Genomic DNA, 23,908 nt, shown 5'->3' with positions numbered 1-23,908 from the left:
CTGTAGAGGAAATGAAAGGAAAATACACAATTACCTCTATCTTATCGGCATTACAAGTTCCCCGTTCAAACTATTATAGATGGCTTGGCGAAGAGCGTGAGAAATCACTTTCAACCAAAGAAGAGGCAATCATTGAACTGTGCAAGAAAACTAAGTATCGCTATGGACACAGAAAAATTAAAGCTCTGTTAAAGAAAGAATATGGGATTAGATTAAATCGTAATACGGTTCAATCAATCATGCAAAAGCATAATGTACAATGTCGTGTTAAGCCTAAAAGAAAATGGAAGTCACAAGGTGAAACAGTCGTAATCAGACCTAATCTGCTTAATCGTCATTTTACTGCAAGTGCACCAAATGAGAAGTGGGTAACTGATATTACCTATATTCAATATGGTAGTAAAACAAAATATCTCTCCACTATTATGGATTTATATAATAATGAAATTGTAGCCTACAAATTGTACGATCATCAACAGACATCCCTTGTCATCGATACCCTTAAGGGGGCATTAGAAGCCCGCAACAACCCTGAAGGAGTTATCATTCATTGCGATCAAGGTACCGTGTACACATCATACGCATTCCAAGATTATGTAACGGCAAATCATCTGGTATGCAGTATGTCACGGAGAGGGAATTGTTGGGATAACGCAGTTATAGAATCGTTCCACTCAAGCTTGAAATCTGAAGAGTTTCAGTATGTTAAATTCAATTCACTTAGTAATGCAGAAGTCACTAAACGCGTCACTGACTATTTAAATTATTATAATGAAGAACGTATTCAGGAAAAACTAGGCTACCTTTCACCAAGAGAATATTTTGTAGAAGCAGCCTAGCGACTGTTGTTTTATACGTGTCTCAAATCGATATGTCAGTCTACAACACTATCAGAAAAGTATGCAACGCCCATGAAAGTTTACAACGTAAATCAAAAAGATCGCAACATTTTCCGGAAAGTAAGCAACGCTATCAGGAAAGTATGCAACGCCCATGAAGTTTCGCAACGTAAATCAAAAAGTACACAACGTTTCCCCGAAAGTATTCAACGCTTTAGAAAAAGGACACAACGCTTTCGTCCCACCGCATTCCTCAGCTTCCAATGGAAACAACATTTAACTAAGTAGGTTATTACCAATTCGGAATAGGTGTTAGATTATAATTATTTGAGAAGAGGAAAATATTTGTGAAAAGATTGTGACGGATTGGTTTCGTTGATTTGATAATAATGAAAGCGGATACACAAGGCTGCATTATTCTAAATTAGCAGTTAATTTCAAAAAATCAGTTGACGAATTGAAAAATACGCGGTAAGATAGCATCAATCCAATCGAGCTAGTGATGGAAATCACAAATTCAAAGAGTGAAATGAAAATGAAGGAGCGATAAGAAAACCGCATTCCTTTAAAATAAACTTTCAAATCGTTGATGAGGAAAAAGTAAATAGAGTATTGTATTTCCAGAGAGCCGGTACTGGTGGAAGCCGGCAATGCAACTATTTGCGACATCCCCTCGGAGTGAGTGGCTGAACGGGAAACCAATTAGGTCATTCCGGGCGTATTTAGTACGCTCGTTATGAATGAATAGACTTGTCTATTCAAGAGGTGGCATATTGCCACGAATCAGGGTGGTACCATGAAAGCTTTTTCATCCCTATATGAAGAACAATGTTTCTTTGTGTGGGATGAAAAGGCTTTTTATTTGTTGAAAAATACGTCAGGAGGAGTTTTGCAATGAATACTGGAGGTCAAGCAGTGGAAGTTTTTACAGAAGAGCCAATGAAAAATGATAAAGAAAAGCAATTGAATGATGGGTCTGCAGTACTCATTCAAGCTTTAAAGGATCAAGAAGTAGAAATCATTTTTGGTTACCCTGGCGGTGCAGTTCTACCAATTTATGATGCATTATATAAAAATCCAATTTCACATGTGCTTGCTCGTCATGAACAAGGGGCGATACATGCAGCTGAAGGATATGCACGTGTCTCGGGGAAACCTGGCGTCGTCATTGCAACATCTGGACCAGGTGCAACGAACTTAGTAACAGGGATAACAGATGCAATGATGGACTCTTTACCGCTCGTTATTTTCACAGGCCAAGTTGCGCAAGAGGTAATTGGAACAGATGCTTTCCAAGAAGCTGATATTATCGGGATTACACAACCAATTACAAAGCATAATTACCAAGTAAATGACATAAATGATTTACCTAGAATTATTAAAGAGGCCTTTCATATTGCTTCAACAGGAAGAAGAGGGCCCGTACTCGTTGATATACCTAAAAATATTGCAACTGATTTATTTGAACCGGTTGATGTTGAAAGTAAAGCTGTAGAAGTGAATTTGCCAGGTTATCAGCCAACAACAAAGCCAAACTTTTTGCAAATTCAAAAAGCCGCTTCAGCAATTTCTGAAGCAAAAAAGCCGCTTCTTCTTGGTGGCGCCGGAATCCTTCATGCGCAAGCGATGGAAGAATTCAAAACGTTTGTTGAACGACACCGTATTCCAGTTGTGAACACGTTGCTTGGTTTAGGGAGTATTCACGGCGAGCATGAATTATTTCTAGGCATGGCTGGGATGCATGGAACGTACACTGCCAACATGGCAATAAACGATTGCGATTTACTCGTGAATATCGGCGCAAGATTTGACGACAGGCTCACGGGTAATTTACAGAAATTTGCACCGAATGCAAAAGTGATTCATATCGATATTGACCCTGCTGAAATCGGCAAAAACGTCCCAACGGAAATTCCGATTGTTGCAGATGCAAAAGAGGCTTTAAGTGAGTTGTTGAAACAAGAGTTTTCTTCTCCGAATACTGAGGAATGGGTGGCGCACTTGAAAAAGTCAGCCGAAGAATATCCACTCTGGTACAAAGAAGATGACTCGTGCTTATTGCCACAACAAGCGGTTCAACTTATCCACCGAATTACAGAGGGGGATGCAATTGTAACAACCGATGTGGGGCAACACCAAATGTGGGCTGCACAATATTATTCTTTAAATAATCCAGACCATTGGGTAACGTCAGGTGGGCTCGGTACGATGGGCTTCGGGTTTCCTGCAGCAATTGGCGCACAGCTTGCCAAGCCGAATGCGAAAGTCGTATCAATCGTCGGAGATGCGGGCTTCCAAATGACGGCACAAGAGCTGTCTTTACTTCAAGAATTAAGAATACCTGTAAAAGTCGTAATATTGAATAATGAAAGCCTCGGAATGGTGCGTCAGTGGCAAGAAACATTTTATGAAGAAAGGTATTCAGAGTCGTTAATTCCTGTTCAACCTGATTTCGTGAAATTAGCTGAAGCATACGACCTAAAAGGTTACCGAATTAATTCAGCTGAAGAAGCAGAGGCCATTTTTAAGGAAGCACTCTTATCTGATGAACCAGTTGTCATTGACTGTCGCGTTAAGCAACTCGAAAATGTCTATCCAATGGTTGCACCAGGTAAAGGATTAAGTGAAATGATTGGGGTGAGGGGAGAATGAAAAGAGTCATCACGGTGACAGTGATTAATCAAAGCGGCGTTCTTAACCGCGTGACTGGGCTACTAATGAAGCGGCAGTTCAATATCGAAAGCATTACAGTCGGGCATACCGAGCAATATGGGATGTCGAAAATGACATTCATCGTCCATGTAGAAGATGAGCGGAAAATTGAACAGCTCGTAAAGCAGTTACAAAAACAAATTGATGTCATTAAAGTTGATGACATTACCGACAAAGCAATCGTGATGCGTGAGCTTGCACTCATAAAGGTCGTCTCACCGCCTCATATGCGAAGCGAGATGAATAGTATCGTTGAACCGTTTCGAGCAACAGTGATCGATACAGGAAAAAACGTGATTACGTATCAAGTGACCGGTAATCCAGAGAAAATCGAAGCCTTCATCGACCTGATCAAGCCATATGGCATTAAAGAACTCACTCGAACAGGGGCAACGGCATTTGTTCGGGAAACACAAAAAACACATATACCACAGTTATCCATTTTAAAATAAATGACTTTGTCAAATGAGTCAATTTCATAATTACCTAAAACCGCTAAGCTGATACAATATATAGTGGAGAACGGTTTAACTCAACTATATATTGTATCAGCTTAACGAAAAGATTGGATTATGAAATTGACTAAAATATATTGTTGGTTCAGTAAAGGCAATCAACAGCGGATATTTAACAATTCAAATATAAAAAACAAACTATTAGGAGGAATTTATAATGGCTAAAATGTACTATAACGATAATATTAACGAAGGTGTTTTACAAGATAAAAAAGTTGCAATCATTGGATACGGTTCACAAGGTCATGCACATGCACAAAACTTAAAGGACTCAGGATTTGACGTAGTAGTTGGTGTTCGTCCAGGAAAATCATTTGATGCAGCAAAAGAAGATGGTTTACAAGTAGCGACAGTGAAAGAAGCAGCTGAACAAGCAGATCTTGTAATGGTTCTCCTACCAGATGAAAGACAAAAGAAAGTCTATGAAGAAGAAATCGAACCAGTGTTAACTGAAGGAAAATCACTTGTATTTGCACACGGCTTTAACGTTCACTTTGGAGAAATTAAACCGCCAGCAAATGTTGACGTATTCCTTGTTGCACCAAAAGGACCTGGTCATTTAGTACGCAGAACGTACGAAGCGGGAGCAGGAGTACCAGCACTATTCGCGGTATATCAAGACGCATCAGGTCAAGCGAAAGACGTTGCACTTGCTTACGCAAAAGGCATCGGTTCTGCACGTGCGGGTGTTCTAGAGACAACGTTCAAAGAAGAAACAGAAACGGACCTATTCGGAGAGCAAGCCGTACTTTGCGGTGGAACAACTGCACTTGTAAAAGCAGGATATGAGACGCTTGTCGAAGCTGGTTATCAGCCTGAACTCGCATACTTTGAAACTTTACATGAGTTGAAATTAATCGTTGACCTTATGTACGAAGGCGGATTATCAGGAATGCGTTACTCGATTTCCGATACAGCACAGTGGGGCGATTATGTAGCGGGAGATCGCATTATTGATGCAGGCACGAAAGATAGAATGAAAGAATTACTTGCCGAAATTCAATCAGGTGAATTCGCAAAAGGTTGGATTAAAGAAAACGCAGAAGGACGTCCGAACTTCAACGCAATTACAGAAAAAGAAGAGCAGCACAGCATTGAAAAGGTTGGAGAAAAGCTACGTGACATGATGCCATTTGTAAACGCATCGAAAAAACAACAAGAGAAAGAAGTGGTGGCTAGTGCGAAAAATTGACATTTTCGATACGACGCTACGTGACGGTGAACAGGCTGCAGGCATTAACTTAAATACAGCCGAAAAGTTAGAAATCGCACGTCAACTTGAAAGATTCGGGGCAACGATTATCGAAGCAGGATTTCCTGCTTCGTCCCCCGGAGATTTCGAAGCTGTTCAACGTATTGCAAATACAGTGAAAAACTCTAAAGTTACAGGACTTGCGCGTACTGTGAAAAAAGATATCGATACATCTTGGGAAGCGCTAAAAGGAGCTGAACAGCCGCATATTCATATATTCTTAGCAACTTCGCCGATCCATATGGAGTATAAACTTAAAAAATCTCCAGAAGAAGTGGTCGAACTTGCGGTTGAAGCTGTCAAATATGCGCGTAAGAAATTCCCATTGGTACAATGGTCAGCAGAAGATGCATTCCGTTCCGATCCTGAATTCCTCGTTCACATCGTCAATAAAGTCATTGCTGCGGGCGCTACGACAATCAATATCCCAGACACGGTTGGTTACGCAACACCTGTTGAATACGGTGCATTGTTTAAATACTTAAAAGAAAATGTAACAGGTATAGACAATGTGAAACTATCCGCTCATTGCCATAATGACTTAGGGATGGCAACTGCGAATACAATCGCTGCAATTGAAAATGGCGCGGACCAAATTGAAGGAACGATTAACGGCATCGGAGAAAGAGCTGGAAACGTTGCGCTAGAAGAAATTGCGGTTGCACTTCATATTCGAAAAGATATTTACGGATTTGAAACAGATGTTAATTTACAAGAAATTAAACGAACGAGCCAGCTTGTCAGTCAGTTAACTGGGGTCGTCATTCAGCCCAATAAAGCGATTGTTGGAAAAAATGCTTTTGCGCATGAATCCGGTATTCACCAAGATGGCATGTTAAAAAATCCTGAAACATATGAAATTATTACACCAGAATTAATTGGAGAGAAAGCTGTTCCACTTGCACTAGGCAAGCACTCGGGGCGTCATGCATTTAAAGACCGTTCGATTTCCATGGGCTTTGACTTGAGCGAAGAAAAATTAAACGAAGCATTCGTAGCATTTAAAGAGCTTGCAGATCGGAAGAAAGAGATTACGGAAGATGATTTATTTGTTCTCTTTACTGATCAACAAATCGAAAGCGGAGATACACCTGTTTATGAGCTAACGAATGTGCAAGTTCAATACGGAACGGCGAATATTCCAACTGCCACAGTTTCCGCAATTGCACCGAATGGCGAGACGATTAGTAAAGCGGCAACAGGCTCCGGTTCAGTAGAAGCGATTTTCAATACGTTAGAAGAACTTGTCCAAGGGAAAGTTCATATTCTTGATTATCGTGTGACTTCGATTGGAAAAGGGCGCGATGCACTTGGAGAAGCACTGGTAAACTTAAGTTATAACGGCCAAGTTTCGACGGGGCGCGACGTCGCACAAGACGTACTTGAAGCATCGGCAAAAGCCTATCTAAATGCAATTAACCGTCAACTAATTAAAGCAGATGTCCGTGTGAAAGCGGCACCTGTCACATCGTAAATGTATAAGCAATAGGCTTTGCATGGATTTAAATGTCCAAATCTTTGGGCTTAATTCAATTATTAGTGATATATTGCATACAGTTTAAAGTGGCGGAACGCAACAAAACTAAGGAGGAGTGCTTATTATGAGAAAAAGAATAGCAGTATTACCAGGCGATGGAATTGGACCGGAAGTAACGGAAGCAGCAGTAAAGGTGCTTCAAGTCATTGGAAGAAGATTTAAACATACATTTGATGTGGAATATGGTTCTATTGGCGGCGAGGCGATTGATAAATATAAAATGCCACTACCGGATGAAACAATTGAGCTTTGCCAACAGAGTGATGCTATTCTTCTCGGAGCAGTCGGTGGACCGAAATGGGATAAAAATCCATCGGAATTAAGGCCGGAGAAGGGCTTGCTTGCAATTCGTAAACATTTCGATTTATTTGCAAATTTGAGACCTGTCATTGCGGTGCCATCTTTGCTGAAAGCATCTCCTCTAAAAGAAGAAGTTGTGAAAGATGTAGATTTAATGATTGTCCGTGAGTTAACAGGCGGACTTTACTTCGGAGAACCAAGTAAACGAACAGAGAAAGCTGCTTTCGATACATTAGTTTATACGAAAAAAGAAATTGAACGTATTGTTGAAAAAGCTTTTGAATTAGCGCGTTTACGTAAAGGAAAAGTGACTTCAGTCGACAAGGAAAATGTTCTTCAGTCTAGTAAACTTTGGCGAGAAGTCGTTGAAGAGAAGAAAAAAGGATACCCAGATGTAGAAGTTGAACATATGTTAGTCGACTCAGCAGCGATGCAACTTGTCACAAATCCGTGTGCATTTGATGTTGTCGTTACAGAAAATATGTTTGGTGATATTTTAAGTGATGAAGCATCAGTTATTACTGGATCACTTGGCGTTCTTCCATCAGCGAGTATCCGAGCAGACGGATTTGGCATGTATGAACCGATTCACGGAACGGCTCCAGACATTGCTGGGCAAGGGAAAGCGAATCCAGCCGCAACGATTTTATCAGTTGCAATGATGTTAAAATATTCATTTGGCTTAGAGGAAGAGTGTGCTGCAATCGAAGAGGCAGTTAATGCTGTTTTTGAAGATGGTTTTTATACAGCAGACTTAGCATCTCCAACTGACCGTGTCCTTTCTACAAATGAATGGACAGACAAAGTAGTAGATGAACTTGACCTTCAATCGGTTTGTAATGACATTATGCATGCGTATATCTAAATAAAAGGAGAAGGGTTTAATGCCGAAAACAATTATTGAAAAAATCTGGAATAAACATATTGTACACGAAGAACAGGGAAAGCCTGATTTACTCTATATCGACCTTCACCTTTTGCATGAAGTAACGTCGCCACAAGCATTTGAAGGATTACGACTGGCTAACCGTAAAGTACGTCGCCCAGATTTATGTTTTGCAACGATGGATCATAATGTTCCGACACGAAACTTACCGGTCATATCAGATCCAATTGCGAAGAAGCAAGTGACGACTTTGCAAAAGAACTGTGATGAGTTTGGTGTTCCGCTAGCGAATATGGACCATCCAGACCAAGGAATTGTTCATATTATCGGACCGGAACTTGGGCTTACGCAACCGGGGAAAACGATTGTCTGTGGGGATAGTCATACTTCAACGCACGGTGCATTTGGTGCGATTGCATTCGGAATTGGTACGAGTGAAGTGGAGCATGTGCTTTCTACCCAAACCTTATGGCAAGCTCGTCCTAAAACAATGGAAGTTCGCATTAATGGGGAACTCGGTTTCGGCGTAACTGCAAAAGATATCATTTTAGCGATTATTGCCAAGTTTGGTATCGATATGGGGACCGGTCATATTATCGAATATACGGGTGAAGCGATTCGTAATTTATCAATGGAAGAAAGAATGACTGTTTGTAATATGTCGATTGAAGCGGGTGCAAAAGCAGGATTAATTAGCCCGGATGAAACGACAATTTCTTATTTGAAGGGTCGTAGGCATGTACCGACTGGGGAAGCATTTGAAAAAGCGGCGGCGGAGTGGCTTGCTTTGGCAACGGACGAAGGGGCCACGTACGACACAGTTGTGGAAATTGATGCGAATGAAATTGAACCATTTGTTACATGGGGAACGAATCCATCCATGGGATCTGGTATTTCAAATCGCGTTCCATCAGTAGATGATTATACAACAGCATCAGATAAAGAAGCTTTAACGAAAGCGCTCGACTATATGGGCTTAGAACAAGGTATGCCGCTTACGTCGATTGACATTCAACACGTATTTATCGGCTCATGTACAAATGCACGACTAAGTGATTTACGTGCAGCTGCTAAAGTAGTTGAAGGTAAAAAAGTCCATGATTCAGTGACAGCGATTGTCGTGCCGGGTTCACGTACTGTGAAAAAACAGGCTGAAGAGGAAGGGCTTGATAAAGTATTCCTTGATGCCGGATTTGAATGGCGTGAATCAGGTTGCAGTATGTGTTTAGCAATGAACGATGACGTTGTTCCAGCTGGCGAAAGATGTGCCTCAACGTCAAACCGAAACTTCGAAGGTCGACAAGGAGCGGGATCTAGAACGCATCTCATGAGCCCAGCAATGGCGGCAGCAGCAGCGATCGCAGGACGCTTTGTTGATGTCAGAGAACTAAACGTGGCACACGCTTAAGAAGGGAGCGCATTTCATTGGAACCAATTAATAAAGTGAAAAGTGTTATTGCACCGTTAAACAGAACGAATGTCGATACAGACCAAATTATTTCTAAAGAATTTTTAAAGCGAATTGAAAGAACTGGATTCGGGCGGTTTTTATTTTACCATTGGCGGCACGACGCGGAAGGAAATGAAAACAAAGATTTTGTATTAAATGATGAACGCTTTAAAGACGCTAATATTTTAGTTGCGCACGAAAACTTTGGTTGCGGTTCATCAAGAGAACATGCACCTTGGTCCATCTTAGATTATGGATTTAAAGTAGTCATTGCGCCAAGTTTTGCAGATATTTTTTATAGTAACTGTATGAAAAATGGCCTCCTTCCAATTCGCTTAGCTGTTTCAGAAGTTGAACAATTGTTGGAAAAAGGCCAGGGAGCAGCATATTCTGTTGAGGTTAATTTAGAAGAACAAACGGTAACAACCGAAGATGGCGATACGTATGAGTTTTCGATTGATCCGTATTATAAAAAAATGCTATTAAATGGTTGGGACGAAATTGAACTGACATTCCAGTATGAAGATAAAATTCGTGCGTATGAGGAAAAGTTAGCACGTACCGTTTGATAGTTTAACTTTAATTTTAATATTAAGGCGACCCTCATTTACAATGAAAGGTCGCCTTTTTTGAATCGAATATGGCTGTGGTGCACCTCCGTATGAACCAAATTCAATCCTGAGTTCAGACGGCGCTTCGTTAAAAAATACTAATCGGAGTGGTATAATCAAGTGGACGGACTAAATAAATTAGCGTTTAAGAGGTGATGAAAATTGAAGATTGGTTTAATTGGTTGTGGTTCAATTGGTCAATTTTTATTAGAGAAGATTAATAAAGATAAATTATTTCCTCATTATAAAGTTAGCGCTGTTTTCGATGCACGCGAGAAATCAGTAGCAAAATTAAAGGAACTTTCCGAGCAGTATCAGTTTGAAAGCTTTCAGGACTTAGATGCATTTTTGGATTCAGATATAGATGTTGTTGTTGAATGTGCGAACATTCAATTTGTAAATGACTACGCAACGAAGATTGTTGAGCGAAGTGATTTACTGCTCATTAGTATCGGGGCGTTAGCGAATACATATTTATACGATGAAATAACGTCTATTGCCAAGACAAATGGAAACAAAGTTTATTTGCCAGCGGGTGCTATTGGTGGATTAGATATTGTGAAAGCAGCGAATGTTATGGGGGGGCTGCACACTGTAAAGCTTGTTTCACGTAAACCTTCAAAAGCTTTATCAGGTGAATTAATTGCAAACGAAACGATTTTATTTGAAGGTACGGCGAGAGAAGCGATTGAAAAGTTCCCTAAAAATGCCAATGTAGCCATCGCATTGTCGCTAGCCGGAATTGGAATTGAAAAGACGGCCGTTATAATCATAGCCGATCCAAATGTGGATAAAAATATTCATACAATCCAGGTGAATGGTGAATTTGGACAAACGGAAATCACAATTTCAAACAACCCATCGCCGACTAATCCAAAAACGAGTTACTTAACATCTTTGAGTATATTATCTGCGTTACAATCCTTGAAACAACAAATTTCAATCGGTTAAAGTAATGAGATGTATGCTGTATCTGCACATGGCAAAAAGATACGCATAAATTAGATAAAGGACTATATTTCAAGTTGACTGTCACCTAAGAATATATGTAAGCGTTTTCTTATGAAGTGTTGTATAATTATGTTAACTGTATAAACATACATTAAGTGAACTATGTAAAGTACAGTTGTTTTAAATGTAGTGTTTTTAAGGAGTGAGTTTTCGGCTCCTTATTTTGCACTATTCAGTTTAAATCGGTGGAAGGGGGAGTTAAGGTGAGAGTAGAAAAATTAACCGGTATGGTAAGGGAAGCTTTACAATTACCAAATGCAACTGTAAAAAATTTAGGGAGAGTCGGAGGAATGACGAATTTAAATTATTTGGTTGAAATTGATTCGGAGCCATATATCGTCAGGATTCCAGGACATGGAACAAAATCGTTGATTAATCGAGTTGAAGAAGAGCAAAACTTAAAGTTAGGATCCGACTTAGGGATAAATCCGGAACTTGTTTATTTTAATGCGCGTACTGGCTTGAAAATTACGAGGAAAATTGAAAATGCACAGACTTTAACGCGGGATACTGCAAAAGATGAAGGAATGATTGTGAAAGCGGCAGAAATATTCAAGAAGCTTCATCACTCAACTAAAAAGATGGGCAATCAGTTTAAATTATTTGAGATGATGGCACATTATGAATCGCTTGCTTTAAATGCGGATGGAGATTTTTATAGTGGATTTGAAAAAGTGAAAGCGCAAATAAAGGAATTACAATATAAATTTAATGCATTTTCAATTATACAGACGCCATGTCATATCGATCCCGCGTGTTCGAATTTTATACTCGATGATGAAGGAAAGATGTACTTAATCGATTGGGAATATGGCGGCATGTTCGATCCGATGTGGGACGTGGCAGCGTTTGCTTTGGAATCAGGGCTTTCAAAGAGTGAGGAAGCAAAATTTCACAGTTACTATTTTAATAGAGAAGTAACGGCAGAAGAGCAAGAGAGAATATTGCTCCACAAAATATTCCAAGATTATTTATGGAGTTTATGGACGGTCTTTAAGGAAGAAAAAGGCGATGATTTTGGATTGTACGGCTATCGCCGATTCGAACGTGCAAAGACCAATATTAAATTATATCATCAATTTTATGAAGTGAAATATAATGTGCAATGATTTTGCAATAATCTAAAAGCGGTGGATGAATGGAAACATTCAATCCACTGCTTTTTTAAGTTTGAAAGAGGAGAGTTTTATTAAAATATGAATTTAGATGTCACATTACTTGGCCCGTTTAGAATTTTTCGTGACATTCAGGAAGGCTTTACTCCTATCTAAAAAAGTGTTATCTTGATAAAGTCGGAAAAAATACCATTTTACGGACACGTAAACGCTTCCTGTTCTTTCAGTGAAGTTTTTTTCCGTTGTTAATAAGAATTAACTGTTTTTAATGCGCTTTAAAGCGATAAAAATGTTTAATACTGTTTTTAGAAGGAGGATATATATGGATTTTTCACCTTGGGTATTATTTACGGATATCGGATTGATATCATTACTTTTGCTTTTAGGCACAATTATTCGAGCGAAAGTTAAATTTGTACAAAAAATGTTCTTACCAGCGAGTATTATTGCTGGAATTTTGGCATTAACGTTTGGTCCAAATGGCTTTGGACTCCTACCATTTTCCGACCAAATGAAGACGTATCCTGGAATATTAATCGCAGTCATTTTCGGGACGCTTCCTTTATTGTCGCCAAGAATTGATTGGAAGGCGATTAAAACGAGAGTTGGGAGTATGTGGTCCTATTCGCAACTTGCAATGGTCCTTATGTGGGGCGGCGGTTTATTATTTGCAATGTTATTTTTAAATCCATTTTGGGACGGGTTACATGATGGATTTGGCTTATTGCTTGCTGCTGGTTTTGTAGGGGGACACGGGACTGCCGCAGCAATTGGTGCAACATTCGCACAGAACGGTTGGGAAGAAGCGACGTCTTTGGCGATGACTTCAGCAACTGTTGGAATTATTAGTGCCATTTTGATTGGAATTTTATTTATTAAACGGGGTTCTGCAAAGGGAGATACATCTTTTCTGGCTTCCTTTTCCGACTTGCCGAATGAACTAAGAACTGGGTTAATTCCGCCAGGGTCACGGGTTAAGTCAGAAACAGATACTGTTTCCTCTATTTCTATTGATCCGTATGTATTTCATCTGGCGATTGTTACGATTATTGCGATGGGTGGATATTACTTAAGCCAACTGGGTGCGTTGTTATTACCGAGTGTGGTTATTCCAGCATTCTCACTAGCCTTCCTTGTAGGACTTCTCGTGAAGAAGATCTTAAATTCCACCAATACCGAAAAATATGTAAGTACGGCTGTTATCGACCGCATTAGTGGAAGTGCTACAGACATACTTGTGGCATTTGGAATCGGCTCCATTAGTATTTCGGTCGTCCTTGATTACGCTGTTCCACTACTTCTCTTGTTTGTATTCGGTTTACTCTATGCTTATCTGTTCTTTGCAGTCCTATCAAAAAGGTTTTTTGAACATTATTGGTTTGAAAAAGGAATTTTTACTTGGGGATGGACAACTGGTACTGTTGCAATGGGCATGGCTCTATTAAGAATTGTAGATCCTGATTCTGAGAGTAAAACACTTGACGATTATGGATTGGCTTATATTCCAATTGCGCCGGTTGAAATTTTATTAGTTACGTTTGCACCTTTGTTTGTGTTGAATTCACAAAGTTGGATTTTCATTACACTTGTGTTTATCTTCTCGCTGCTTATTTATGGTATGGCGATTAAATATAAATGGCTTAATCGGACAAGTGCAACAAAGTAATATAAGAGTATTTATGAATCATCAAAAAACGTTTAAACAATGAATCACAATTGTTTAAACGTTTTTTATATGTAAATTCACACGTAATTCCAAACAAATAGGCTGATATTCGGTATAATAAAAGTATACAAATCGGAATGATGTAGAGGTGAGAAAAACGAATGCTCGGTTTATTCAACATAAAAACGATGATTATGAAAATGCGGAAGCGACATCTTCAGTTAGCGATATATTATCCTAAACAAATCTACGACCCAGTTGCTAGACGTGAAATGAAGGCAATCCTCACCCGTTTCAACGATATATTCTATACAGCCTACCCAGAGATGTTACATGGAGATTCTCAAACCGTATTGGATTATCAGCCTCGTTCTCATAATAAACAATATGAAGTTAAACGAGCGTTAAAGTTATGTAAGTCACAAAAAGTACGCAGAAAAGAACTTGCTAAAATCGAAGAATATCTAAATTTGCAATATATTGTCGAAGAACAAATTGCTTATTACGACAAAGTATTTAAGAAAGCGCAAGGGACAAAACAACAAATATCGACCGAAGCGTTTTCATCTTTCTTCCCCCAATTATTTGAAGAACGTATTCATTATCTCGATGAAATTGAGCAATCATGCCGCAATAAAATAAGAGAATTAGACAATCAAAAACGACAATGTGAACAAGCGATTCATGACTTAATGCATAATCACCATAGTTTTTGGGGAGATGCGAGTCGACTAATCGGCAGCATGGTGGCAGAATCCGTGAAACATGTCGTGGATGCAGTGGATCAAACATTTAAAGGTAAATAACAATTGGATATTCAATTTATCTAAAATAAACTAGGTGAAGGAAATCGATAGAATTTTCTTCACCTAGTTTTTTTATTATCGACAAGATTCGACGTAAATCCAAATTTCTGAAGCCAATTTACGGGCAGCATGTTCATGTGCCGTGTCAATAAATGATTCCCTAAATGAACGTATAATTGTTTCAAGTAAATGGGTTCGAGGAATTTCTTTATTTAATTCATCAATCAGAAATTCTATATATTCCTTACTTGAAGCCTGTTCTTCATGATTCAGTTGTTCTCTAAATGTCGCCATGTCATCTAATAACTGATGTTTCGTTTGATGTCCTTTCTCATGATTCACGGAGATAAAGTGAAATAGTTCTTCCCCTAATAAGACATCATTTGACCTAATCATAGAGGGCATAATCTCATCCACTCTTCTCATGATGAATTGAATCAGTTTTGTCGGATCTATATTGCCGTACGAACTTGCTGTAATGAAATGAAACATATGTTGTAACATGCCTGAAAGTAAAATTGCGCAGTCAGCAGCATAGGGGAGGGTATCTTTCCCATAAACATCGACTAATCTGCTAGAAAGCCATTGCACTTCAGCGATATGATGTTTTTTTGCGAATGCACTTAATTCTGCATCCCCTGAATGGAAAATGGCTTCAATGATTGGTAACAAATTATGATCAACGTTTACTTGAAGGCGGATGGCGATTTGCTTCGTGAGAATGGTTTTGTCCGCACGGTCTTGTCCAATTAGTAGTTCTTGTCGCCTGATTTTCGTTTCTTCATATCCTAACTCTAAAATTGCTTTCAGACAATCATTTTTCGAAGGGAAATAATTATAAAATGTTCCTTTTGAAATTTGGGATTTTGTTAAAATATCTTGAACAGAGGTGGCCATGACTCCTTTTTCAACGAATAGTTGTTGTGCATGTTCGAGTACTTGTCTTTTTCGGATATTCAAGTTTACACCTTCCTTGGACTATTGGTATAACAAAATTTTAGACGTTAAACATCGATAAATCAATAGACTTGAATTAAAAATAAAATTTCGTTGCATTTTTTGTACTGTGAGTATAAACTGTTTAAGGTAGAAAAACTACAGGGATAAAATTTATACACGCTGTATAATATGGAGGGGTTATATGGATATTAAACAAATGCATGAAAAGCCGCCATATGGAATGATTGCGATTTTATTTATTGGTGCTTTCATAGCTTTCTTAAATAATACATTACTAAATATTGCATTGCCGACCATTATGGATGAATTTGCTGTTAAGCCTTCTGAAGTACAATGGTTGACAACAGGATATATGCTTGTGAATGGTATTTTAATTCCAGCAAGTGCATTTTTCGTTACAAAATTTACGAACAGACGCCTATTTATTGCGGCGATGACTTTATTTTCACTAGGTACATTATTGGCGGTTGTCACGCCGAATTTTACATTATTAATCGTTGCGAGAATGATTCAGGCTTCCGGTTCCGCGATGATGATGCCTCTTTTAATGAACATTATGTTAGTAGCTTTTCCAGTTGAACGAAGAGGATCTGCAATGGGTATTTTCGGGCTTGTCATGTTTACGGCACCGGCAATTGGACCAACTTTATCAGGTTGGATAATTGAACATTATTCGTGGCGGACATTATTTGGGCTTGTATTGCCATTTGCGGTTTTCACATTAATTTATGCGATTTTCAAACTTCGCAATATCACGCCAAATCGAGAAGTATCGCTTGATCTATTTTCACTAGTTTTATCGTCTATCGGTTTCGGAGGGCTCCTTTACGGATTTAGTACAGCAGGCGATAAAGGGTGGTCATCACCATTCGTCTACGGTACAATTGTAGTAGGTGCTTTGGCGTTACTATTATTTATCGTTCGCCAATTAAAAATGGACGATCCGATGTTGGATTTTAGAATTTATAAACATCCAATGTTTGCATTATCGTCTGCCATCTCAATTGTTTTATCAATTGCGATGTTCTCTGCGATGATTTTAACGCCTTTGTACGTTCAAAGTGTACGTGGGATTTCACCATTTGATGCGGGAATATTAATGCTGCCAGGTGCAATCGTCATGGGATTGATGTCCCCGATTACAGGTAAATTATTCGATAAATATGGTGCTCGAGCGATGGCGATCATTGGATTATCCATCACGGTTATTACAACTTATTACTTGAGCAAGTTAGGCATGGATTCAGGTTACTACTATATTATGATGTTATACACAGTTCGGATGTTTGGGATTTCCATGGTGATGATGCCTGTTATGACAAATGGATTAAACCAATTGCCAATGGTTTCAAATCCACACGGAACGGCAATGAACAACACACTACAACAAGTGTCAGGAGCAATTGGTTCCGCGGTTCTCTTAACAGTTATGACAAATCGAATGGAGTCGACAGGTAAAGATTTATTTGTGAAAGCACAAGCGAATGGAGCGATTCCTACAAGTGTTGAGAAAATGGCAGTGTTTGAGCAACAAATTGGTACACAAGCAATGTTAGAAGGCATTAACTATGCGTTTCTTATCTCGACAATTGTTGCGGTACTTGCTTTAATTTTAACGTTCTTTATAAAACGAGTAGAACCGCCCAAGAGTGACGTAGGTGTGGATAAGGTTAAAACCAATTAGTTAGAATGATTTTACTGATTTAAACTTGAAATACAAAATTAGTATTATTTTATTTAATGTTTAATTCCTGTTTAATGTACTCCGTTGATTGGAGCGAAAAGCGGCCGCCTGAAGCAGAAATCAACCTAGTTCGTTCTATAAATGGTAAATATATCCACAGAAAATTCACTTAAAAACAAAAAAACTTGATTTTATCATCATAAGTGTGTTCTTATTATATAAGGAGCGGCTTCGTGTAGGTCTACTAATACTTGCACGGAGCTATTTGAATTCTTTGTGTTAGGGAAGGAAAAGGTGTGAGCAAGATGATAGGAAGAAACGACCCGTGCTTATGTGGTAGTGGGAAAAAATATAAAAGATGTTGTTTAGGTAAAAATGAAGCAAACGTTGATACGTTAATTGACGAAGAGTTAGAGCGTGTACTAAGTGGCGTCTATGAGCAATCTAGAGAGCGTTTTGATATCACTATGTTTGAAAGATACCGAAAACGTTGGTTAGATACGCTAGGGGATCACTGGAATGAAAAAAGTATTGAGGTGGCAGCCACTGAATACTTTTTATATGTTGCGCGACAAGATTTATGGAAAGAATACTTGCATGACGTATTAAGTGGTTCCTTGAGAGATACGGTCCGTTCGATTGTGGAGAAGTGGCAAGACCCTGTGCCGTTATTTGGTAAAGTCATTGATGTACAAGACGGTTTAATTCAAGTGAAAGAAATCCTTGGCGATGAAACGTTTTATTTGAAAGCGGAACAAGATTTGGAGAGCGAGAAAGGGCTCATTATCTTTGGTGTTGGCCTTCGAAATCATCGTAATCATCCAAATGGTCTTGATGCAATCACTTCCTTTATGTTCGTACAAGATGTCAATCAATCATTTGAAAATGAAGTTGTTCAATTGGCAAAAACAAGTAAACTAGATACAACCGTTGAGTTTTATAAAGAACATATGCTAGATATTTACGAATTAATGTTAAATCGCGAGGAAACATCCATCGATGATTTAATTAGTACAAAGCTAACGGAAGACCAACAAGAAGCGCTTGATATGGTTCAAGAAGTGTTAGAAGAGGTCGATGCGGTTCCAGAGGCAAAAGAGCTATTACAAAATATTAGCATTACGTACTTTTTAAAAGAACAGCCTAGATTTAGAAAACCGAATGTCATCGCGGCGGCTGTGTTTAATGTCGCACTCGACTTGAAAATTTTAGGTGAATTAACAATGACCAACAGTGAAGTGGCAAAACGATTTGATGTTTCTACTTCATCGATTAAGACACATGCAGAACGAATTCACACATTTGTCGTAGAAATGCTAGACAAGATGAAAGAAAACTAACATGTTATTCCCAATCCCAGACATATACTAAATATGTCTGGGATTTTTTTATGATAAAAAGGGTTTTTAAGTATTCACGGAATTGTATGAGTAATGGAAATGTATTTAGGCTTAATGAAAGAAAGGGGAATCTTCTACATGCAATTAAACAACTATATTGATGGGGCCTGGCAAGAGGTTGATGCTGGAACCTACACAGCGGTGATCAATCCGGCAACTGGTGATGAAATTGCTCAAGTTATATTGTCCACAACAGAAGATATCGCTCTTGCAGTAGAAGCGGCGAAAAGAGCACAAAAAGAATGGGCGCTTGTTCCTGCACCCAAACGTGCGGATTATTTATATGAAATTGGCCGTCTTATGAAAGAACGAAAAGAACATCTCTCGCAAGTGTTAACGACCGAGATGGGGAAGGTCATCGAAGAAGCTCGCGGAGAAGTTCAAGAAGGAATTGATATGGCGTTTTATATGGCGGGCGAAGGACGTCGCTTAGTTGGAGAAACCGTGCCATCCGAATTACAAAATAAATTTGCCATGAGTGTCCGAGCGCCGATTGGTGTCGTTGGACTCATTACACCGTGGAATTTTCCAGTTGCGATTGCAACGTGGAAGTCATTTCCTGCAATTGTGGCGGGCAATACGTTTATTTGGAAGCCTGCTACGGAAACGCCAATGATGGCATATGAAATGGCTTTAATTTTTGAAGAAGTTGGTTTGCCTGCAGGAGTTGCAAACATTGTTTTCGGGTCAGGCGCAGATGTCGGAACGGCAATGATCGAACATCCAGACATTCGTGTGATCTCATTCACAGGGTCAACGGAAACCGGCCGTCATGTCGCTGAAACGGGTGGGCGTCATTTGAAAAAGGTGTCCCTCGAAATGGGCGGTAAAAATGCAGTAATCGTCATGGACGATGCAGATATTGATCTCGCAGTAGAGGGAATTCTTTGGAGTGCATTTGGGACAGCAGGCCAACGTTGTACAGCATGTAGCCGAGTCATCGTGCATAAAGACGTTAAAGAAGAACTTGAGCAAAAGTTATTGACGCAAATGGCGGATTTAACAATCGGGAATGGCTTGGATGAAACCGTGAAAATAGGTCCTGTCATTAATGGGAAGGCACTCAAAAAAATTTCCAGCTATATAGATGTTGGAAAAGAAGAAGGCGCGAAGCTATTAGCCGGAGGACGTATTCTTAGAGATGGTGACTTAGGAAAAGGGCATTATTTTGAACCAACATTATTTACAGATGTCAAATGGGATAGTCGTTTAGCGCAAGAAGAAATTTTTGGACCAGTTGTGTCACTAATCGAGGTAACTAGTTTGGAAGAAGCCATTGAAGTAAATAACAGTGTGCAATATGGGTTGTCCAGTTCGATTTTTTCACAAGATGTGAATAAAGTATTCCAAGCGCAGCGCGATTTAGATACTGGCATTGTATACGTCAATGCTGGAACGACAGGTGCAGAAATTCATCTTCCATTTGGCGGGACAAAAGGAACAGGGAATGGGCATCGAGACTCAGGTGTTGCGGCATTAGATGTCTTTACAGAGTGGAAAAGTGTCTATGTCGATTTTAGTGGGACTTTACAGAGGGCGCAAATCGATAATTCGTAAAGACTTGCTAAAAATGAAATAAAAGAGCCATCGGACCGTTACATTAATGCTAAAAGGGGAGATGGAACTATGAAAGTTGTCGTACTTGGCGCAGGCTTAATGGGAAAAGAAACAGCGCGTGATTTGGTGAAAAGCGATGATGTCGAACAGGTATACTTAGCGGATATCAATGTTTGCCAAGCCGAAGATTTTGCTGAAGAATTGATGTCTGACAAGCTAGATATATTATTACTAAATGCCAACGATGATGAGCAATTAGGGGACATCATGGCATTAGGAGATGTCGTTGTAAATGCACTTTTTTATACATTTAATGAAAAGGTAGCGCGTATCGCGATTGAAAAAAAGGTTCATTCCATCGACCTTGGCGGGCATATCGGCGGGGCAACGGATGCTGTTCTTAAACTAGAGGAACGAGCAAAGGCAAACGGTGTTACACTTATTCCAGATCTTGGCGTAGCGCCGGGAATGATTAATATTCTTACCGGATACGGTGCCCAAAAGTTAGACAAAGTAGAGACGATTAAATTATACGTCGGTGGTATTCCAGTGAAACCGGAGCCGCCATTAAATTACAATGTTGTTTTTTCACTTGAAGGGGTATTCGATCATTATACAGATCCTTCGCACGTCATACGAAATGGGAAATTGAAGGAAATCCCGTCTTTATCGGAAATTGAAGCGATTCATTTTGATGAATACGGAGAACTGGAAGCATTCCATACGTCGGGCGGTACATCAACATTAACAACATCTTTCCCGAATGTACAAACGCTTGAGTACAAAACAATCCGCTATCCAGGGCATGCAGAAAAGTTCCAACTACTTGTTGATCTTGGGTTATTGTCGCGGGATTCAAAGGTGACGGTTGGTGGGCAATCGATTAAAGTCCGCGATGTGATGAGAGCGCATCTATCCCCGCAACTTCAATTAGGAGAAAAATCAGATGCCGTGCTTTTACGTGTCATTGTGAGCGGAGAAAAAGATGGCGCACAAATGTCGTATGAATATGATTTGGTGACTGAAAAAGATACAAATAAAAAAATAACTGCAATGGCGCGTGCGACAGCAAGTACGATGTCGATTGTGGCACAAATGATTGGTAAAGGATTGATCTCAAAGCGCGGGGTTTATCCACCAGAAAACATTGTACCAGGAGAAGAATATATTAAAGAATTGAAAAAACGTGGCGTTATGATTCAAGAAAGTATTAAATAAGGAGCTAATTCTTAAACAAATAAAAGCATTGAAAGAAAAGTTGTGCACTTCTTTCAATGCTTTTTTAATCATTATGTTGTACCGCAATAAGATTCTTTTTGATTTAAGTATTGCAAAAATTTATCGGCACTTTCTTTCATATTTAACACTTTAAAATTGTCTATAGATTTGATGGCTATTTTTTTACCCTCGTCTATATCCCCGTGCTGCATTAAACTAATACCCGATAAAAATTCTAGTGTATTTTTTTCATACATTAAATTAAAATTCATGAGTTTTCTTTTTGCTATGTTAAGATAATAGTCGGCTTCCTCTAATCTTTCGTTATTTAGACAAATTTTAACGATATTGATTAGGACAGTGATAATTTCTTTTTCATATGTTTGAAAGTTAGCGTAAAACCTTAAATTATTTAATAGTTTATTTGCTAAAGATAGCACTGTATCTGTATCCATATCCAAAACTAATATACAAGCATCGAATAAATTAATTTCATAATATCCCCACGTATTTACGGATAATAAATACTGGGTAAGAGGGGAGACAATTTCGTCGTCATAGCTTTCGGAGTGATGTTGCTGAATCGCGCAATATAAAATAATCGATAATCGCTGGTAAAACTTTTGTTGTGTCTCTTCATACAACGTGTCAACTTCATCTTTAAGCTTCATAAGATGATTGATATTGCCCTCTGCGTATAGTTTTTTCCATTGATGCATAAGTTCATTTTTTTTACCCCGAGAGTAATCATTATAGATATACCAAAATTCATTTAAGCTAATATTTAACTGCTCGAGTATTTTAAATAACAACTCAGAAGAGATATTGCTTTGCCCTTTTTCTACTTTTGAATAAAAAGATGTAGAAATGATTCCACCTGCTATTTTTGCCTGCGATAATCCCTTGTTGGTTCTAATTAACTTCAAAGCTTGTCCTATTTCCATGTGATGTCACCCTTGTTCATTAACTTTTTATAGTGAAAATTTGAATGGTTTCTTCCAAATAATCTTCATACTGTGTGGCGATACCGTTCATATTTAAGGATTTGAAAATATCAATAGATGCCATTGCGATTTGATAGCCCTCGTCTTCTCTATGATGGTGTATGAGACTAATGCCAAAAAGATAATTAATTAGATTTCTTTCAAACATAAGCTCCTCGGATTTTAATCTGTTTTTAGCGACTGCGATGTAATAGTCGGCTTCTTCCAATCGATTATTATCTAAACAAGTAATAATGATATTAATTAAAACAGTAATGATATCTCGTTCATGAAAATAAAAAGTTGAGTAAGCTTTTAAGTTGTTCAATAATTGGTTGCTTAAGAGAAGTACAGTATCAATTTCAAAGGCCTTTATACATGTGGTAAATAGCCTGATTTCGTATAGTCCCCATGTTTCGACTGTGAAAAGGTATGAATGGATGGGCTTTATAATTTCGGGGTCATATTTTTCTGAGTTGTATGTTTGTATTAAACAGTAGAGTAAAATTGATAATCGATCATAAAAATCATCATCAGTCGATTTGTATATTTCCTCAATCTCGATTTTCTTTTCATGTAACTTATCTATCTCCCCGGCATAGTAAATTTGTTTACATAAATCGTCAATTTTTCTCTTAGGTGTATGGGCGTAATCATTGTAAATATACTCAAACTCCTCAGGCGTTATATCCAAATTATCCAGCAGTTGAAAGAAGAGGTCCGCAGATATATTACTATTCTCTGTTTCTAATTTTGAATAAAAAGACGTGGAAATTATATTAGCGGCAACTTCTCTTTGAGATAATCCTTTGTTTTTACGGATAATATTGAAAGCGCTACCTATTTGCATCAGCTATCACACCTCCATTATTTATAATTATCATACATTAGATGTCTGAAGAGTTCAAATCTTTTTAATGAGCGTAAAATCCTCCTCATGGAATGAATTTCATACATGATTAATGACTGCGTTACTTCCCTCAATGAAATGCACCCTCAAAAGTTTGTAAAACATACTCAAGCACATAAAGATTATTTTCCCTTGTCATATAGTAGAAAATCCACTATATGACAAGGGAAAATAAGATATGACTGAAAATGAATAACCCCTCAGAAAAGTCGGTAAGATGAACTTAACTTAAACGAGAGGGGAAAGTTACCATGCATACGGTACTTGAGCTGCTTAAGGAAATCACTGGAATTATTTTATATATGTAAACAGAAATCCACTATATGACACTGAAAAGTAAGATACGACTGGTAATGAAAAAAGTCACAGTAAAATCGATAAGATGAACTTAACTTAAATGAGAGAGGAAGGATATCATGCATACCGTACTCGAACTACTTAAGGAAATCACGGGAATTATTTTGTACATGTAATCGGAAATCCACTATATGACACT

Annotated in this window: 19 protein-coding genes and 1 other annotated feature; of the genes, 16 read left to right on the top strand and 3 right to left on the bottom strand. The window is 38.6% G+C overall.

Going from position 1 to position 23,908, the window contains the following annotated elements; genetic code table 11:
* Window positions 1-11 precede the first annotated feature (11 nt).
* The 12 genes from BI350_RS16250 to BI350_RS16195 all read left to right on the top strand — a co-directional run bounded on the left by BI350_RS16250 (window position 12) and on the right by BI350_RS16195 (window position 14,700).
* A complete protein-coding gene (locus BI350_RS16250) occupies window positions 12-839 on the top strand; it encodes an IS3 family transposase (RefSeq protein WP_075526276.1) in 828 nt (275 codons plus the stop codon).
* A 577-nt stretch (window positions 840-1,416) separates the two neighbouring features.
* Window positions 1,417-1,658 (top strand) — a binding site (T-box leader).
* A gap of 120 nt (window positions 1,659-1,778) precedes the next feature.
* Entirely contained in the window at window positions 1,779-3,491 is a 1,713-nt protein-coding gene (ilvB, locus tag BI350_RS16245; protein ID WP_075529421.1) for an acetolactate synthase large subunit, read from the top strand.
* Window positions 3,488-4,003 (top strand): acetolactate synthase small subunit, encoded by a 516-nt coding sequence (ilvN, locus tag BI350_RS16240; RefSeq protein ID WP_075529113.1) that lies wholly within the window; start codon window positions 3,488-3,490, stop codon window positions 4,001-4,003. Before ilvB ends, ilvN begins: the two co-directional genes overlap by 4 nt.
* A gap of 220 nt (window positions 4,004-4,223) precedes the next feature.
* Window positions 4,224-5,258 (top strand): ketol-acid reductoisomerase, encoded by a 1,035-nt coding sequence (gene ilvC, locus BI350_RS16235; RefSeq protein ID WP_075529112.1) that lies wholly within the window; start codon window positions 4,224-4,226, stop codon window positions 5,256-5,258.
* Window positions 5,245-6,792 carry a 2-isopropylmalate synthase gene (locus BI350_RS16230; RefSeq protein ID WP_075529111.1) on the top strand — a complete coding sequence of 516 codons (1,548 nt, stop codon included), beginning with the start codon at window positions 5,245-5,247 and terminating at the stop codon, window positions 6,790-6,792. Before ilvC ends, BI350_RS16230 begins: the two co-directional genes overlap by 14 nt.
* A gap of 127 nt (window positions 6,793-6,919) precedes the next feature.
* Window positions 6,920-8,020, top strand: coding sequence for a 3-isopropylmalate dehydrogenase (gene leuB, locus BI350_RS16225; RefSeq protein ID WP_075529110.1), 1,101 nt, complete (start codon window positions 6,920-6,922; stop codon window positions 8,018-8,020).
* Window positions 8,021-8,039: 19 nt separating this feature from the next.
* Entirely contained in the window at window positions 8,040-9,449 is a 1,410-nt protein-coding gene (gene leuC, locus BI350_RS16220) for a 3-isopropylmalate dehydratase large subunit (protein WP_075529109.1), read from the top strand.
* A 17-nt stretch (window positions 9,450-9,466) separates the two neighbouring features.
* Window positions 9,467-10,060 carry a 3-isopropylmalate dehydratase small subunit gene (gene leuD / locus BI350_RS16215; RefSeq protein WP_075529108.1) on the top strand — a complete coding sequence of 198 codons (594 nt, stop codon included), beginning with the start codon at window positions 9,467-9,469 and terminating at the stop codon, window positions 10,058-10,060.
* A 204-nt stretch (window positions 10,061-10,264) separates the two neighbouring features.
* Window positions 10,265-11,053 (top strand): aspartate dehydrogenase, encoded by a 789-nt coding sequence (gene nadX, locus BI350_RS16210; RefSeq protein WP_075529107.1) that lies wholly within the window; start codon window positions 10,265-10,267, stop codon window positions 11,051-11,053.
* Between the two features lie 263 nt (window positions 11,054-11,316).
* Window positions 11,317-12,222, top strand: coding sequence for a choline/ethanolamine kinase family protein (locus BI350_RS16205; protein WP_075529106.1), 906 nt, complete (start codon window positions 11,317-11,319; stop codon window positions 12,220-12,222).
* A 328-nt stretch (window positions 12,223-12,550) separates the two neighbouring features.
* The gene (locus BI350_RS16200) at window positions 12,551-13,894 is read left to right on the top strand and encodes a sodium/glutamate symporter (protein WP_075529105.1); all 1,344 of its coding nucleotides are present in this window, start codon (window positions 12,551-12,553) and stop codon (window positions 13,892-13,894) included.
* Window positions 13,895-14,055: 161 nt separating this feature from the next.
* Window positions 14,056-14,700 carry a hypothetical protein gene (locus BI350_RS16195; protein ID WP_075529104.1) on the top strand — a complete coding sequence of 215 codons (645 nt, stop codon included), beginning with the start codon at window positions 14,056-14,058 and terminating at the stop codon, window positions 14,698-14,700.
* 75 nt (window positions 14,701-14,775) lie between these two features.
* Here the strand turns inward: BI350_RS16195 and BI350_RS16190 are convergent, their stop codons facing one another.
* Window positions 14,776-15,660: a TetR/AcrR family transcriptional regulator gene (locus BI350_RS16190; protein ID WP_075529103.1), complete on the bottom strand. Its 885-nt coding sequence runs from the start codon at window positions 15,658-15,660 to the stop codon at window positions 14,776-14,778.
* 181 nt (window positions 15,661-15,841) lie between these two features.
* Here BI350_RS16190 and BI350_RS16185 point away from each other — a divergent pair, with 181 nt between their 5' ends.
* The 4 genes from BI350_RS16185 to BI350_RS16170 all read left to right on the top strand — a co-directional run bounded on the left by BI350_RS16185 (window position 15,842) and on the right by BI350_RS16170 (window position 21,519).
* Window positions 15,842-17,344 (top strand): DHA2 family efflux MFS transporter permease subunit, encoded by a 1,503-nt coding sequence (locus BI350_RS16185; protein ID WP_075529102.1) that lies wholly within the window; start codon window positions 15,842-15,844, stop codon window positions 17,342-17,344.
* Window positions 17,345-17,649: 305 nt separating this feature from the next.
* The gene (locus BI350_RS16180) at window positions 17,650-18,684 is read left to right on the top strand and encodes a YecA family protein (protein WP_075529101.1); all 1,035 of its coding nucleotides are present in this window, start codon (window positions 17,650-17,652) and stop codon (window positions 18,682-18,684) included.
* Window positions 18,685-18,822: 138 nt separating this feature from the next.
* Complete coding sequence (locus tag BI350_RS16175; RefSeq protein WP_075529100.1) at window positions 18,823-20,301, top strand: aldehyde dehydrogenase family protein; 1,479 nt, start codon at window positions 18,823-18,825, stop codon at window positions 20,299-20,301.
* A gap of 69 nt (window positions 20,302-20,370) precedes the next feature.
* Entirely contained in the window at window positions 20,371-21,519 is a 1,149-nt protein-coding gene (locus tag BI350_RS16170; RefSeq protein ID WP_075529099.1) for a saccharopine dehydrogenase family protein, read from the top strand.
* A 71-nt stretch (window positions 21,520-21,590) separates the two neighbouring features.
* Here the strand turns inward: BI350_RS16170 and BI350_RS16165 are convergent, their stop codons facing one another.
* Complete coding sequence (locus BI350_RS16165) at window positions 21,591-22,463, bottom strand: helix-turn-helix domain-containing protein (protein ID WP_075529098.1); 873 nt, start codon at window positions 22,461-22,463, stop codon at window positions 21,591-21,593.
* 19 nt (window positions 22,464-22,482) lie between these two features.
* On the bottom strand, window positions 22,483-23,352 hold the full coding sequence (locus BI350_RS16160) for a helix-turn-helix domain-containing protein (RefSeq protein WP_075529097.1): 870 nt from the start codon (window positions 23,350-23,352) through the stop codon (window positions 22,483-22,485).
* Window positions 23,353-23,908 lie beyond the last annotated feature (556 nt).

It is taken from the genome of Sporosarcina ureilytica, assembly GCF_001753205.1.
GTDB classification, from domain to species: domain Bacteria; phylum Bacillota; class Bacilli; order Bacillales_A; family Planococcaceae; genus Sporosarcina; species Sporosarcina ureilytica.
The sequence above is the reverse complement of the archived record's forward strand: the minus strand, read 5'-3'. Positions and strand labels throughout refer to the sequence as shown.